Annotated in this window: 12 protein-coding genes; 10 read left to right on the top strand and 2 right to left on the bottom strand. The window is 70.4% G+C overall.

Translation table 11 applies throughout. The features are described from left to right. Positions 1-9: 9 nt before the first annotated feature. Positions 10-246 (bottom strand): hypothetical protein, encoded by a 237-nt coding sequence (locus tag ABXJ52_RS12770; RefSeq protein ID WP_367041953.1) that lies wholly within the window; start codon positions 244-246, stop codon positions 10-12. A gap of 397 nt (positions 247-643) precedes the next feature. On the opposite strand from ABXJ52_RS12770, the gene ABXJ52_RS12775 reads away from it, so the two are divergent. Further along, positions 644-3,628 carry a beta-N-acetylglucosaminidase domain-containing protein gene (locus ABXJ52_RS12775; RefSeq protein WP_367049014.1) on the top strand — a complete coding sequence of 995 codons (2,985 nt, stop codon included), beginning with the start codon at positions 644-646 and terminating at the stop codon, positions 3,626-3,628. A gap of 68 nt (positions 3,629-3,696) precedes the next feature. Here the strand turns inward: ABXJ52_RS12775 and ABXJ52_RS12780 are convergent, their stop codons facing one another. After that, the gene (locus ABXJ52_RS12780; RefSeq protein ID WP_190080400.1) at positions 3,697-4,233 is read right to left on the bottom strand and encodes an HNH endonuclease; all 537 of its coding nucleotides are present in this window, start codon (positions 4,231-4,233) and stop codon (positions 3,697-3,699) included. Between the two features lie 272 nt (positions 4,234-4,505). Here ABXJ52_RS12780 and ABXJ52_RS12785 point away from each other — a divergent pair, with 272 nt between their 5' ends. From ABXJ52_RS12785 to ABXJ52_RS12825, 9 genes are all read left to right on the top strand, one after another. Beyond that, on the top strand, positions 4,506-5,579 hold the full coding sequence (locus ABXJ52_RS12785) for a mechanosensitive ion channel family protein (protein WP_367049016.1): 1,074 nt from the start codon (positions 4,506-4,508) through the stop codon (positions 5,577-5,579). 186 nt (positions 5,580-5,765) lie between these two features. Further along, positions 5,766-6,935, top strand: a complete 1,170-nt coding sequence (locus ABXJ52_RS12790) for an ROK family transcriptional regulator (protein ID WP_367041956.1) — start codon at positions 5,766-5,768, stop codon at positions 6,933-6,935. Positions 6,936-6,988: 53 nt separating this feature from the next. Beyond that, positions 6,989-8,329, top strand: coding sequence for an ABC transporter substrate-binding protein (locus ABXJ52_RS12795; RefSeq protein ID WP_367041958.1), 1,341 nt, complete (start codon positions 6,989-6,991; stop codon positions 8,327-8,329). Positions 8,330-8,344: 15 nt separating this feature from the next. After that, positions 8,345-9,280, top strand: coding sequence for a sugar ABC transporter permease (locus tag ABXJ52_RS12800; RefSeq protein ID WP_367041960.1), 936 nt, complete (start codon positions 8,345-8,347; stop codon positions 9,278-9,280). A 6-nt stretch (positions 9,281-9,286) separates the two neighbouring features. After that, positions 9,287-10,195, top strand: coding sequence for a carbohydrate ABC transporter permease (locus ABXJ52_RS12805; protein WP_367041962.1), 909 nt, complete (start codon positions 9,287-9,289; stop codon positions 10,193-10,195). Between the two features lie 8 nt (positions 10,196-10,203). Next, positions 10,204-11,469: a 6-phospho-beta-glucosidase gene (locus tag ABXJ52_RS12810; RefSeq protein ID WP_367041963.1), complete on the top strand. Its 1,266-nt coding sequence runs from the start codon at positions 10,204-10,206 to the stop codon at positions 11,467-11,469. Further along, positions 11,460-12,452, top strand: a complete 993-nt coding sequence (locus tag ABXJ52_RS12815) for a BadF/BadG/BcrA/BcrD ATPase family protein (RefSeq protein ID WP_367041965.1) — start codon at positions 11,460-11,462, stop codon at positions 12,450-12,452. Before ABXJ52_RS12810 ends, ABXJ52_RS12815 begins: the two co-directional genes overlap by 10 nt. A gap of 288 nt (positions 12,453-12,740) precedes the next feature. Next, positions 12,741-14,204 carry a hypothetical protein gene (locus tag ABXJ52_RS12820; RefSeq protein ID WP_367049018.1) on the top strand — a complete coding sequence of 488 codons (1,464 nt, stop codon included), beginning with the start codon at positions 12,741-12,743 and terminating at the stop codon, positions 14,202-14,204. A 17-nt stretch (positions 14,205-14,221) separates the two neighbouring features. After that, positions 14,222-15,232 carry a glutamate ABC transporter substrate-binding protein gene (locus ABXJ52_RS12825; RefSeq protein ID WP_367041967.1) on the top strand — a complete coding sequence of 337 codons (1,011 nt, stop codon included), beginning with the start codon at positions 14,222-14,224 and terminating at the stop codon, positions 15,230-15,232. Positions 15,233-15,253 lie beyond the last annotated feature (21 nt).

Genomic DNA, 15,253 nt, shown 5'->3' on the forward strand with positions numbered 1-15,253 from the left:
TGGGGCCACCTAGACCCCCATGTAGTCCAGGTGCGACGCGGTGCCGATGGAGGTCGGCTCGCTGGTCAGCGGGGCGGCGTCGGCGAGCGGAGGCTCGCTGGTCAGGGGTGCTGCGTCGGCCAGCGGGGGCTCGCTGGTCAGGGGCGGCTCCAGGAAGCCGCAGGAGCAGGATCCGTCGAGACCCGAGTCGGGGTCGGACACCTGTTTGGAAAGAGCGGAGAGAAGGAGGTTCGCGGAAGCGGGCACGTAAGGCTCCATGGTCAGGGGACAGGACGGGTCTTCGGCAGCAGCCCTACCCAATGCGGGGGCTCGCAGTCATATCCGTTGTATGAACGTGCGCGTGCTCACATTCGTTTCCCTGAGTGGGGGTTCAGACGCAAGATCTTCCTTCTCCTTACGCGCTTCCTCCACTGCCCGTCCCTTCGTGGATCCGGGGGCAAGCATTCCAGTCCCCGCGGTGTTCGACGGCGAACTCGCCGGGATCACACGGAAGAAAACCCCCACAACACCCACGCCCGTTGACACCCCCACCACGCGAGTGGTGGGCTCAGTGACACCCTGAGACAACTGACGCACCACACGTGATCAACAGCCGTGATCAACAGCCGTGATCATCAGTACGAAGGACAACGAGGAGAGGGCCGTGCAACTGCGGCGCAGGAAGGGCGCGGCGGCCATCGCCGTCGCCGTCATCGCAGGCGCACTCGGCGGCGCCCCCGGCGCCGTAGCCGCCCCCGGTCTCCCCGGAAAGCCCGGCGCCCCCGCCACCTCCCCGGACGACGACCGCGAGAGCGACGGCTCCCTCCCCCCGGTCTGGCCGCGCCCCCAGTCGATGACCACGGCCGGCACCCCGGTCACCGTCACCGACGAGGTCGTCCTGGCCACCGGCAAGGACCCCGATCCGTACGCCATGGAGGCCCTGCGCACCCTCCTGCACGACGCTGGGGCCAGCAGGATCACCGAGGTCGCGGAGGGCGAGCAGTTCCCGGCGGCCGGTGGGAAGCTCGTCGTCCGCGCCGATGGCACCGGTGCCGAGCAGGCTCTGCGTACGCTCGGCGCCCGCGCCCGGGGTGATCTGCCGTCCGGCGGCTATCGGCTCGCGGTGGGGCGGATCGGCGGCCAGGACACCATCGCTCTCGCGGGCGCGGGCGAGGACGGCCTCTTCCACGGCGTACAGACCCTGCGCCAGCTGATCACCACAAGCACCACCGGCACCAACACCACCGGCGGCACCGGCGGCACCACGAACTCCACCGTCCCCGGCGTCCAGATCCGTGACTGGCCCGGCACCGCGGTCCGCGGCATGACCGAGGGCTTCTACGGCACTCCGTGGACCCGCGAACAGCGCCTGGACCAGCTGGACTTCATGGGCCGCACGAAGCAGAACCGCTACCTCTACGCCCCCGGCGACGACCTCTACCGCCAGGCACGCTGGCGCGAGCCCTACCCCGCGGAGCAGCGCGCCGACTTCCGCGCCCTCGCCGAGCGGGCCAAGCGCAATCACGTGACGCTCGCCTGGGCCGTGGCACCGGGCCAGGCCATGTGCATGTCGTCCGACAAGGACGTCAAGGCCCTGAACCGCAAGATCGACGCGATGTGGGCCCTGGGCGTACGCGCGTTCCAGCTGCAGTTCCAGGACGTCAGCTACAGCGAGTGGCACTGCGACGCGGACGCCGACGCCTTCGGTTCGGGACCCGAGGCCGCCGCGAAGGCCCAGTCGCGCGTCGCCAACGCCGTCTCCGCGCACCTGGCCGAGCGCCACCCGGGGGCGAAGCCGCTCTCGCTGATGCCCACGGAGTACTTCCAGAACGGCTCCACGGAGTACCGCGACGCCATCGCCGCCGAGCTCGACGAGCGCGTCGAGGTGGCGTGGACCGGCGTCGGCGTGGTCCCCAAGACCATCACTGGGCGTGAACTCGCGGGCGCGCGCAAGGCGTTCGGCTCGCATCCGCTCGTGACGATGGACAACTACCCCGTCAACGACTTCGCGCAGGACCGTATCTTCCTCGGCCCCTACACCGGCCGCGAGCCCGCCGTGGCCACCGGCTCGGCGGCGCTGCTCGGCAACGCCATGGAGCAGCCCTCCGCCTCCCGCATCCCCCTCTTCACGGCTGCCGACTACGCCTGGAACCCGCGCGCCTACCGCCCGCACGAGTCCTGGCTCGCCGCGATCGACGACCTCTCGGGCGGCGACAGGAAGGCGCGGGGCGCCCTGCGGGCCCTCGCGGGCAATGACGCCTCGTCCGTACTCGGCGCCGACGAATCGGCGTACCTGCGTCCGCTCATGGACGACTTCTGGCGCGCGCGCACGACGACGGACACCGGCCGCGTCGACAAGTCCGCACGGGCCCTGCGGGACGCCTTCACCGTCATGAAGCAGGCGCCGCGGCGGCTCGCCGACACCGACCTCGGCACCGAAGTACGGCCCTGGGTGGAGCAGTTGGCGCGCTATGGGGAGGCCGGGGAGACCGCGGTCGACATGCTGCGCGCGCAGACCGCCGGCGACGGCGCCGCCGCCTGGCGCGCCTCCCGCACCCTGGCCGGGCTCCAGAAGGACCTGAAGGCGGCCCGGGTGACCGTCGGCAAGGGCGTCCTCGCCCCGTTCCTGACGCGGTCGCAGAAGGCGTACGAGACGTGGGCGGGGCTCGACAGCGAGCAGGCGTCGGACCGCGCGACGGTGCGCGTCCCCCGCGCCCGCCCCCTCACCGCGGTGACGGCCCTCACCGACCCCGGCACCAAGGGCAGCGTCGAGGCCCACGTCCCGGGCCAGGGCTGGCGCCGCATCGGGGCGCTGTCCGGCTCGGGCTTCACGGAGGCCAGGCCCAAGGACACCGAAGCCCCCCGCGCCGACGCCGTGCGCGTCACGGTCTCCGAGGGCACGGTCCGCCACGTCGTCCCCTGGTACGCCGACGCCCCCGCCGCCCGGTTCTCGCTGGCCCGCGCCGAGGCCGACGCGGAGATCGGCGGTGGCCCGCAGCGGGTCACGGCGCGGCTGACGTCCCTGCGCCCCGGTGAGGTGCGGGGCAAGGTCACCGCGAAGGCCCCCAAGGGCATCGAGGTGCGCACCCCGGAGAGCTCGACGCTGCCGCGCGGCACGCGGGTGGACGTCCCGGTCGACGTGAGCGTCCCGGCCGGCACGCGCGCCGGAACGTACGAGATCCCGGTCACCTTCGACGGCCAGACCCGCACCGTCTCGATCCGCGCCTACCCGCGCACCGCGGGACCCGACCTGGCGCGCGGCGCGAAGGCGTCGTCATCGGGCGACGAGACGAAGGACTTCCGCGCGTCCGGCGCGAACGACGGCGACCCGGAGACCCGCTGGTCATCGCCGGCCGAGGACGGCGCCTGGTGGCAGCTGGAGCTCGCGAAGCCGGTCAGGCTCGGCCAGGTCGTCCTGCGCTGGCAGGACGCGTACGCGGCGGGCTACCGCGTGCAGACCTCCGCCGACGGCAGGACCTGGCGCACGGCGGCCACCGTGAAGGACGGCAAGGGCGGCCGCGAGGCGGTCCGCATGGACGCCCGCGACACCCGCTTCATCCGCGTCCAGGGCGACAAGCGGGCCACCCGCTTCGGCTACTCGCTCTGGTCGGTGGAGGCGTACGCCGTGGCCCCGGCCGCCGCTGACTGACGACGGCCGAGAGCCACGTACAGGCCCCGTGCGGGCGGGGCCGCGTACAACAGGGCCCGGATCGATTCCTAGGCGGAAATGCCGTCGATCCGGGCCATCGCGTCGTCCGCGCCGAACGGCTGCAAGTACGGCAGCCAGCGCGGATCCCTGTGCCCGGTCCCGATGATGCGCCACGCGAGCCCCGAGGGCGGCGCGGGCTTGTGACGCAGGCGCCACCCCAGCTCCAGGAGATGACGGTCCGCCTTGGTGTGGTTGCAGCGGCGGCAGGACGCCACCACGTTCTCCCAGGCGTGCTGACCGCCACGGCTCTTCGGAATGACGTGGTCGACGCTGGTTGCGACGCCACCGCAGTACATGCACCGACCGCCGTCGCGGGCGAAGAGCGCCCGCCTGGTCAGAGGAACGGGCCCCCGGTAGGGGACCCGGACGAACCGCTTGAGGCGGACCACGCTGGGTGCGGGGACAGTGCGCGTTGCGCTGTGCATGAAGGCGCCGGATTCCTCGAGGCAGAGAGCCTTGTTCTCCAGGACGAGGACGAGCGCGCGGCGGAGCGGTACGACGCCCAGAGGCTCGTACGACGCGTTGAGGACCAGGACGTGCGGCACGGATGCCTCCTTGTACGCCGGCGGCGCGTGGCTCGCGCCGGGACGATCTGTAGCCAGTCTCCCCTCATGCCTGGTCCAAGCGCCAGCATGTGCTGGTAACGGGCTCGGAGTGTTTTCGACCACACATGTGCGACACCCTGTTCTTCCCCAGGTGAGCACCGTCTCTCCCTCGAACATCACAACGATCCACACACAATGCCCCGTTAGTGTGGTGTCTCTGCCCGGCGCATCTCCTGGGCAGGCCGCTATGCCTGGAGGTACCTGCCGTGTTCCTGTCCGTCCTGTCAGCAGCCGGAACGGACCCGGACGACAAGAAGACACCGAAGTCCCCGACCCTCGAAGACGCCCAGGAGAGCGCGACGAACGCCGCGAGCTGGGTCGAGCAGAACTGGTCGGCGTGGCTGGGCATCGGGCTTCGCATCCTGCTGATCGTCGCCGTCGCCGTCGTCCTGCGCGTGGTCATCCGGCGCTCGATCACCAAGCTCATCGAGCGCATGAACCGCACGGCGCAGTCCGTGAACGGTACGGCGCTCGGCGGTCTCCTCGTGAACGTGGAGCGCCGCCGCCAGCGCTCGCAGGCCATCGGTTCGGTGCTGCGCTCGGTGGCGTCGTTCCTGATCCTCGGCACCGCCGCGCTCATGATTCTGGGCACATTCCAGATCAACCTCGCCCCGCTGCTCGCCTCGGCGGGTGTCGCGGGCGTGGCGATCGGCTTCGGCGCCCGCAACCTCGTCACGGACTTCCTCTCCGGCGTCTTCATGATCCTGGAGGACCAGTACGGCGTGGGCGACTCGATCGACGCGGGCGTGGCATCGGGCGAGGTCATCGAGGTCGGCCTGCGCGTGACCAAGCTGCGCGGCGACAACGGCGAGATCTGGTACGTCCGCAACGGCGAGGTCAAGCGCATCGGCAACCTCAGCCAGGGCTGGTCCACGGCGGGCGTGGACGTCACCGTCCGCCCGGACGAGGACCTGGAGAAGGTCAAGGCGAAGCTGGTCGAGGTCGGCGAGTCCATGGCCAAGGACGAGCCGTGGAACGAGCGCCTGTGGGGCCCGGTGGAGGTCCTCGGCCTGGACAGCGTGCTGCTCGACTCGATGGTCGTCCGGGTCTCCGCGAAGACGATGCCGGGCAACGCCCTCGGCGTGGAGCGCGAGCTGCGCTGGCGCATCAAGCAGGCGTTCGACGAGGTCGGCATCCGCATCGTGGGCGGCCTCCCGCTCCAGGCCATGGAGGAGGCGGCGGACCCGTCGGCAGCCGTGGCGGCCCCGTCGGCGTACGCGTCCGCGACCTCCCCGCAGTCCCTGGCGGCCTCCCCGATCACCCCGCCGCCGAACCTGGCGAAGTAGCTCCCGCCGAGGAGATCCCCCCTCGGACGCACCCCGTGCAACAGCACGCCCCCGCAGGTAACGAGTTGGTTGCCGCGGGGGCGTTCGCTATTGACGGCCTGTTCAGGCCGGCCGTACGGTCCTCACCAATTGGAAAGTTTCCTAACAGTTAGCGACCGGCCAAGCCGACCAAAGTAAGGTGACGTCATGGCAGCAGCGGGCAGCACTCCGGGCACCCCGAGCGTCCTGCGTGCCATGAACGACCGGGCCGTGCTGGATCTTCTCGTCGCGCACGGGCCCCTCACCCGCACCCGCATCGGCGAGCTGACCGGGCTCTCCAAGCCCACCACCTCACAGCTTCTCGGGCGGCTCGAAGCGGCCGGGCTCGTGCACACCACCGGCAGCCTCAGCGGCCGCCCTGGACCCAACGCGCTGCTGTACGAGATCGATCCGGGCGCCGGACATGTCGCCGCGCTGTCCGCCGATCCCACCGGGATCACCGCTCTCGTCGCCGACATCACCGGCACCGTCATCGGCCAGGCCCGCGTCGAGGCGGACGCCGTGGCCGAGGATGTGCGCCACCGCACCGCCCAGCTGGTCGCGGAGGCCGTCGACGAGGCACTGCGCCAGGCTGGGCTCGGCCACGACGACCTGCGGGCCGCCGTCATCGGCACCCCCGGAGCCATCGACCCGCACACGGGTCAGCTGCGCTACGCCCCGCACCTGCCGGGCTGGCACTCGCGGACGCTGCGCGACGATCTCGCCGCCGTCCTCGGCACGCCCGTCGTCATCGAGAACGACGTGAACCTCGCCGCCGTCGCCGAGCAGTACGAGGGCGCCGCCCAGGACCACGACAACTACGTGCTCACCTGGGTCGACGACGGGGTCGGAGCCGCCATCGTGCTCGGCGGCACCCTGCTGCGCGGCGCGACCGGCGGCGCCGGCGAGATCGGCTACATGCCGCTGCCGGGCGCCCCGTTGGCGCACGGCGGCCCCGAGGCGACGCGTGGCCCGGACGGGGGCGGCGGCTTCCAGAGCCTGGTCTGCGCCCCGGTCGTACGCCAACTCGCGGGCGGCGCCGCTACGTTGGCGGACGCCTTCGCCGATGACTCCGTGCTCGACGAGGTGGCTCGGCGCCTCGCCACCGGCATCGCCGCGGTCGTCGCCGTCGTCGACCCCGAACTCGTCGTGCTCTCCGGCTCGGTGGCCCAGGCCGGCGGCGACAAGCTGCGCGTACGGGTCGAGGAGGAGCTGACCGGGTTGGCGCTGCCCCGCCCCAATGTCCGTATCAGCGAACTCGACGGCGACCCGATCCTCACCGGCGCCCTGCGCTCGGCCCTCACGCAGGCGCGCGACCAGGTCTTCGACACGGCCTGAGCCGTCTTTCGCGCACCACCGAAACCGCCCCTCCCCCGTAAAGGAAGTCCGCCATGCCGCGATGGCGCATGCCCATCTGCGCGTCCGCGGCGCTCGCCGCAGCCGGTCTCCTGCTCTCCGGCTGCGCCAACCCGAGCGTCGGCAGCGCGAACGACGACCCGACCGCGCCGGTCACCCTGAAGTTCTGGCACGGCTGGTCGACCCCCGGCGAGGTCAAGGCCGTCGACGACAGCATCGCCCGCTTCGAGAAGCTGCACCCGAACATCGACGTGCAGGCCACCGGGAACGTCTCCGACGCGACCGTCAACCAGGCCCTGCGCGCGGGCGGCGACAAGGCCCCGGACGTGGTGTCGTCCTTCACCACCAACAACGTCGGCCAGTACTGCGACTCCGGGATGTGGGCGGACCTCGACCCGTTCATGAAGAAGACCGGGCTCGACAAGCGCAAGACGTTCCCCAAGACGCTGCTCGACTACACGAGTTACCAAGGCAACCAGTGCGCTCTGCCGCTACTCGCGGACGCCTTCGGGATGTACTACAACAAGGACGCCTACAAGAAGGCGGGCATCGAACGGCCGCCCCGCACGATGTCCGAGTTCGAAGAGGTCTCCAAGAAGCTGACCATCCGCGACGGCAAGGACTCGTACAAGCAGGTCGGGTACATGCCCAACTTCCGCTTCTACCAGAACAGTCCGGACCGGCTCTTCGCGCAGTGGGGCCCCCAGTACTTCGACGCCGACGGTGACGCGCGGCTCGCCGACGAGCCGTCGTCGTACAAGTTCTTCAAGACCACGCGGCAACTGGCCGACGCGCAGGGCGGGTTCAGCGACCTGGAGAAGTTCCGGATGTCGTTCGGCGACGAGATGTCCAGCCAGAACGCCTTCCTCACCGGCAAGGTGGCCATGCATCTCGACGGTGAGTGGCGCGGCCTGATGCTGGACGAGGCGAAGGCCAAGTTCGACTGGGGCGTGGCCCCGCTGCCCGTCCCGGACGACCAGGCCGACACCTACGGGCGTGGCTTCATCACCGGCACCGTCGCCGGGATCGCGCACAGCAGCAAGCACCAGAACGCCGCGTGGGAGCTGGTGCGGTTCCTGACCGCGGACACCAAGCAGGTCGTGAACTTCGCGAACGCCATCCACAACGTGCCCTCCACGTTCGCGGCGCTCAAGTCCCCCGACCTGGACGCCGATCCGACCTTCCGGACCTTCTTCGACATCCTGGAGAACAAGCACAGCAAGGCCCTGCCGCCCTCCGTCAACGGCGGCGCCTACGTCGTCTCCCTGATGGACTTCGCGTACTCCGTGGAGGCCGGGCGCGTCCCCGACCTGCGCAAGGGCCTGAAGAAGCTCGACGATCAGATCGACGCCGACACCCTCCAGTCGAAGAGCTGAGCTGAGGACCCCGCCATGGCAATGACCCTCTCCAACCCCGCGCGCCGCAGACTGCGCACGCTCGGTTTCCTCTCCCCCTGGCTGGTCGGCTTCAGCGTCTTCTTCGCGTACCCGCTGATCGCCACCGTCTACTTCTCGTTCATGCACTACAACCAGATCAAGGAGCCCACCTTCGTGGGCCTCCGCAACTGGACGTACGTGTTCGAGCAGATGCCCCTGTTCGGCCCCGCCCTGTGGAACACCCTCTGGCTCGTCGTGATCATGGTGGCCCTGCGGGTGGTCTTCGGGCTCTCGCTCGGGCTGCTCATCACGAAGATCAAGACGGGGGCCGGCTTCTTCCGCACCGCCTTCTACATCCCCTACCTCGCGCCGCCGGTGGCCGCCACCGTGGCCTTCGTCTTCCTGCTCAATCCGGGCTCCGGGCCGGTGAACGAGATCCTCGGCGCGGTCGGGATCTCCGGGCCCAACTGGTTCAACGACCCCGACACCGCCAAGCCCTCGCTGGTGCTGCTCTCCCTGTGGGGCATCGGCGACCTGATGGTGATCTTCATGGCCGCGCTGCTCGACGTGCCGAAGGAGCAGTACGAGGCCGCGGAGCTCGACGGCGCGGGCGCGTTCGCCAAGTTCCGTTACGTCACCTGGCCCGCGATCACGCCGATCGTAATGTTCGCGGTGGTCACGGGCGTCGTGCAGACCATGCAGTACTACACGCAGGCCCTGGTCGCGGGGAAGGTCGCATCCGGCGTCAACATCGGCCCCGGGTCGGTCATCCAGCCCGGCTACCCGGAGCACTCGACCCTCACGGTCCCCCAGCTCGTCTACCAGATGGGCTTCCAGAACTTCAACACCGGCGCCGCGTGCGTGCTCTCGCTCGTGCTCTTCGCCATCGCCATGGCCGTGACGATGCTCCTGATGCGCAAGCGCTCCGGGCTGCTCTCGGCGGAGGACTGAGGACTCATGACGACCACGACTCTCGGCGCGCCGACCGCGCCCGCCCCCGTCCCGCACAAGCAGCGCGGCCCCGCCGCCGCCCGCGCCCGCCGCAAGCGGGTCCTGCACTGGATCGCCGTGCACAGCGTGGCGATAGCCGTCGCGCTGCTCTTCGTCCTGCCCTTCGTCTTCGTCTTCCTTACGTCGGTGATGAGCGACTCGCAGGCGATGAGCGGCGACCTGTGGCCCGACTCCTGGCACTGGTCCAACTACAAGGCCGTGTTCGAGACGCCGGGCTTCCTGGACTGGTGGCGCAACTCGCTCATGTACGCGGGCCTCGGCACCCTCTTCACCGTCTGCTCGGCGATCCCCGTGGCGTACGCGCTCGCCAAGTTCCGCTTCCGCGGCCGGCGCACCGCGATGCTGCTTGTCATCTCCACGATGATGCTGCCGCCGCAGGTCATCGTGATCCCGATGTACCTGGTGTGGGCCCAGCAGTTCCACCTGTCGGGCACGTTGTGGCCGCTGATCATCCCGATGGCGTTCGGCGACGCGTACTCGATCTTCCTGCTGAGGCAGTTCCTCCTGACCATCCCCAAGGAGTACATCGAGTCGGCGAAGGTCGACGGCTGCGGCGAGTTCCGCACGATGATCAAGATCGTCGTCCCGATGGCCAAGCCCGGTATCGCCGCCATCGCGCTCTTCCAGTTCTTCTACTGCTGGAACGACTACTTCGGACCGCAGATCTACGCGGCCCAGAACCCCGGCGCCTGGACGCTCAGTTACGGCCTGGAATCGTTCAAGAGCGCCCACAGCGTCAACTGGAACATGACCATGGCGGCGACCCTGCTCGTCATGGCGCCGGTCATCATCATCTTCTTCTTCGCACAAAAGGCCTTCGTCGAAGGCGTCACCCTCACCGGAGTAAAGGGCTGAGAACCGATATGAAGCTCGCAGTGGTCGGCGGAGGGTCGACCTACACACCCGAACTCATCGACGGATTCGCGCGGTTGAGGGACACCCTGCCGATCGAGGAGCTCGTCCTCGTCGACCCCGCCGCCGACCGTCTCGACCTCGTCGGGGGCCTGGCACGGCGCATCTTCGCCAAGCAGGGGCACCCCGGCCGCATCGTCACCACCTCCGACGTGGACGCGGGCGTCGCGGACGCCGACGCGGTCCTGCTCCAGCTCCGTGTCGGCGGGCAGGCGGCCCGCCAACAGGACGAGACGTGGCCCCTGGAGTGCGGCTGCGTCGGCCAGGAGACCACCGGCGCGGGCGGCCTGGCGAAGGCCCTGCGCACCGTGCCGGTCGTCCTGGACATCGCCGAGCGCGTACGCCGTACGAATCCGAACGCGTGGATCATCGACTTCACCAACCCGGTGGGCATCGTCACCCGGGCACTGCTCCAGGCCGGGCACAAGGCCGTCGGCCTGTGCAACGTGGCGATCGGCTTCCAGCGGAAGTTCGCCAAGCTGCTCGACGTCGCGCCGGGCGAGGTCCATCTGGACCACGTCGGCCTCAACCACCTCACCTGGGAGACGGGCGTACGTCTGGGGGGTCCGGGCGGCGAGGACATCCTGCCCAAGCTGCTCGCCGAGCACGGGGACGCGGTCGCCGCCGACCTGCGCATGCCGCGCGAGATCGTCGACCGGCTCGGCGTCGTGCCCTCGTACTACCTGCGGTACTTCTACCAGCATGACGCGGTGGTCGAGGAGCTGCGGACCAAGCCGTCGCGCGCCGCCGAAGTGGCAGCGATGGAGCGCGAGTTGCTGGAGATGTACGGCGACCCGACGCTCGACGAGAAGCCGGAGCTGCTCGCCAAGCGCGGCGGCGCCTTCTACTCGGAGGCGGCCGTGGACCTCGCGGCCTCGCTGCTCGGCAACGGGGGCAGCCCGCACCAGGTGGTGAACACCGTCAACAACGGCACGCTGCCGTTCCTGCCGGACGACGCCGTGATCGAGGTGCAGGCCACGGTCGACGGCACGGGTGCCAAGCCCCTGGCGGTGCCGAAGCTCGACCCGCTGTACGCGGGGCTCATCGCCAACGTCACCGGCTACGAGGACCTGGCACTCCAGGCCGCCCTGCACGGCGGCCGCGACCGCGTCTTCAGGGCGCTGCTCGCCCACCCGCTGGTCGGCCAGTACGCGTACGCGGAAGCGCTCACCGACCGGCTCATCGCGCACAACCGGGAGCACCTGGCGTGGGCGTAGGCATGAGCGTGCTCGCGATCGACGCGGGCAACAGCAAGACCGACGTCGCGGTGGTCGCGGCCGATGGCACCGTCGTCGGCGCGGCCCGCGGCGGCGGGTTCCAGCCGCCCCAGGTCGGCGTCGAGACCGCGGTGGACATTCTGGAGGAGGCGGTGACGCGGGCCCTGGCCGAGGCGGGCACCGACGCCGTCGGGCATGTGTCCGCCTGTCTCGCCAACGCCGATCTCCCGGTCGAGGAGCGGGAGTTGGGCCTTGCGCTGCGCCGCCGCGCGTGGGGCCCTTCCGTCGACGTACGCAACGACACCTTCGCCATCCTGCGGGCCGGGCTCCTGGAGGACGCCGAGCCGCGGGGCGTCGCCGTGGTGTGCGGGGCCGGCATCAACTGCGTGGGCATGCTGCCCGACGGGCGCACCGCGCGCTTCCCCGCCATCGGCCGGATCTCCGGCGACTGGGGCGGCGGTGGCGGCCTCGCCGAGGAGGCGCTCTGGTACGCGGCGCGGGCGGAGGACGGCCGCGGCGATGCGACCGCGCTGCGGGAGACCTTGCCCGCGCACTTCGGCCTGCCCTCCATGTACGCGCTGATCGAGGCCCTGCACCTGGGCTCCATCGCCCCCGTACGGCGGCACGAGCTGACGCCGGTGCTCTTCGCGACGGCGGCGGCGGGTGACGCGGTGGCGCGCGCCCTGGTGGACCGGATGGCCGACGAGGTCGTCGCCATGTCGACCGTGGCCCTGGACCGCCTCGGCCTGCTCGGCGAGGAGACTCCGGTGCTGCTCGGCGGCAGCGTCCTCGCCGCCCGGCATCCGCAACTGGACGACCGCGTACGGGCTTTGCTGGCCGAGCGGGCGCCCAAGGCGGTGGCCAGGGTGGTCGTCGCCCGTCCGGTGCTCGGCGCGGCGCTGCTCGGCCTTGACCAGGTGGGGGCGCCGACCGAGGTGCACGCGCGCGTGCGGGGGCACTACGAGAGTGGCGTGGGAGCCTGAGGCGGCCGAGTTCGTCGGCCGGGCAGGGAACCGATTCGCACTGGATCGCGTATTCAAGGGCAGGGGTGGTGCGCGATCTTCGCGTGATCCGGGCAGGCATTCGCTGATCCGGGCAGGCTTCGCATGATCCGTACAGGTCTCCAGGCGCAGTGATCAGAACAAGATCCAGTCAAGACCTGTGCGGATGTCGGTCCCTACGGCGATACTTGCCGCCGTGCACTTCTTCCCGCACCGCGCACGCCGGGCGGAAGTGAACGTCCGATGACCAAGGGGGAGGTCGAGGTCGAGGTGACATACCCGCCGAACGGCAGCGCCGCGCCGCCGGGACAGGCCGCGCCGACGATTCCTGCCGTTCCGCCGCAGGCAAGCCCGGGCTCAGCGGTATCCGCACCGGCCGTGCCGGGCGCGCCGCCCCGCCGCCCCGCGTGGATCGAGGGCCGGGACCGGCTGCGCGCGGCGGCGACGACGGAGCCGGGCAGGCTGCGGATCATCGGAGCCGTCCTCGCGCTGCTCGTCGTGGCGTTCGGCGCCGTCACCACCTGGCAGATGTCCGACCGTTCGGCCGCCGCCGACAGCGTCCTGAACCGCAGCCAGCCGCTGAGCGACGACGCGGCGGCCATCTACCGCTCCCTCGCGGACGCCAACACCGCCGCGTCCAGCGGCTTCCTCGCGGGCGGCCAGGAACCGGCCGCCGTACGCGACCGGTACAAGGCTGACATCGAGCGGGCCTCCGAGAAGCTGGCGAACGCCGCGTCGAACGCGGGCTCGGGATCGTCGGCCGCCGCGTCGGTGACCAAGCTGAACAAGCTCCTGCCGGAGTACACGGGCCTGATCGAGCGCGCCCGCGCGAGCAACCGCCAGGGCCTGCCCCTGGGCGGCGCCTATCTGCGGTACGCGAACGACAAGATGCAGACGCAGATGCTCCCGGCCGCCGAGCAGCTCTACACCGCGGAGAAGCAGCGGCTGAACAGGGACTACGACGACGCGAAGCCGTATCCGTGGCTGGCCATCGCCCTCGGTCTGCTCGCGCTCGGCGCCCTGTTCTGGGCCCAGCGCCGCAACTACCGCCGTACGAACCGGGTGTTCAACCACGGCCTGGTCGCCGCGACCGCCGCGTCCACGGTCGTCCTGCTCTGGCTGGTCGCCGGGCACTCCTTCGCGCGGTCGGGGCTCAACGACTCGTACGACCACGGCGTGAAGTCCCTGAACGTCCTGAACGACGCCCGCATCAGCTCCCTCAAGGCCCGCAGCAACGAGAACCTCACGCTGGTCAGCCGCGGCGCCGAGACCGTCGAGGTGGGCGCGGCGAAGACGGTCAAGGACAAGTTCGACGTCGCCTACCAGTCGCAGATGAAGCAACTCGGCAGCGCCGACAGCGGGCTGCTCGGCAAGGCCGTGGCCGTGGCCGACAACGCCGCGGGCAAGAACCCCGTCAAGGAGGCCGCGAAGAACGTGTCGGTCTGGAAGGACCGGCACAAGACAGCGCGGGACAGCGACGACGCGGGTGACTACAACGGCGCGCTCGCCAAGGTCGTCGGCGACAAGGACGACGAGCCCACCGGCGAGTGCTTCGACAACGTCGACGAAGCACTCGACGACGCGCTGAAGCACGAGCGGAACGAATTCGAGCTGGCGGCCAAGGACGGCAAGGGAGCGATGAGCGGGCTCCCGGTGGGTGCCGCCGTGCTCGCCGTGCTCGCCGCCGTCGGCGCCGTGCTCGGCGTCGGGCGCAGGCTGTCGGAGTACAGGTGAGAGGGGGCGAGCGGACGATGCGTACGCGAGGACTGGCGAGGATGCGCGGCTGGGGCGGAGCTGCCGCCATGGCGGTGGCCTGCGCGCTCACGGGCTCCCTCGTGCTCGTGCTCCCGGAGGCAGGCAGCGCGGTCAAGTCCGGCCAGGGAGAGAGCCGCGCCTCCCAGGGCTCCGCGGTTGCCGCACCCGCGCGCGCCGAGGAGTGCGAGACCCCGGAGGAGAGCCTCTCGCCGGACGACAAGGACGGCCCGACGATCGATGCCATCCGCGAACGCCCGGTGAAGAAGCTCATCGTCGGCGTCGACCAGAACAGCTTCCGCTGGGGCTACCGCGACCCGAACAAGAAGACGGCGACGCTCGAAGGCTTCGACATCGACCTCGCGCACAAGATTGCCGAGGAGATCCTCGGCGACCGCGACGCCGTGCTCTTCCGGGCCATCCCCACCAACCAGCGCGTCAAGGCGATACAGAGCGGCCAGGTCGACATGGTGGTGCGGACCATGACGATCACCTGCGACCGCGAGAAGGAAGTCTCCTTCTCCACCGCCTACTTCAAGACCGGGCAGCAGGTGCTCGCCCCCAAGTCCTCGGACATCACCGGGTTCGACGACTCCCTGGACGGCAAGAAGGTCTGCTCCGCGAAGGGTTCCACGGCCCTCACCAAGCTGGAGGAGCTCAAGAAGGAGGGCCTCGATGCCGACATCGGTACTACGGTCCCGAACCAACTCGACTGTCTGGTAAGGCTTCAGCTCGGTGAGGTGGACGCCGTCGTGACCGACAGCGCGCTCGCCGCGAGCCAGGCCGCGCAGGACCCGACGGTCGAGCTCAAGGGCGACGCACCGCTCAACACGGAGTACTACGGCGTGGCGATGAAGAAGCCGGAGAAGGGCGAGGACGACCTGGTGCGGCGGGTCAACCAAGTCCTTGAGGACTACCGCAAGAGCGGCTGGCAGAAGAGTTATGACCACTGGCTGAAGCCGGCCCTCGGTGAATCGGCGGGACCGCCCGCGCCGAAGTACAGCGACTGAGCCCGACGTGCACAGCAACGC

This window comes from Streptomyces sp. Je 1-332 (genome assembly GCF_040730185.1).
Taxonomy (GTDB): domain Bacteria; phylum Actinomycetota; class Actinomycetes; order Streptomycetales; family Streptomycetaceae; genus Streptomyces.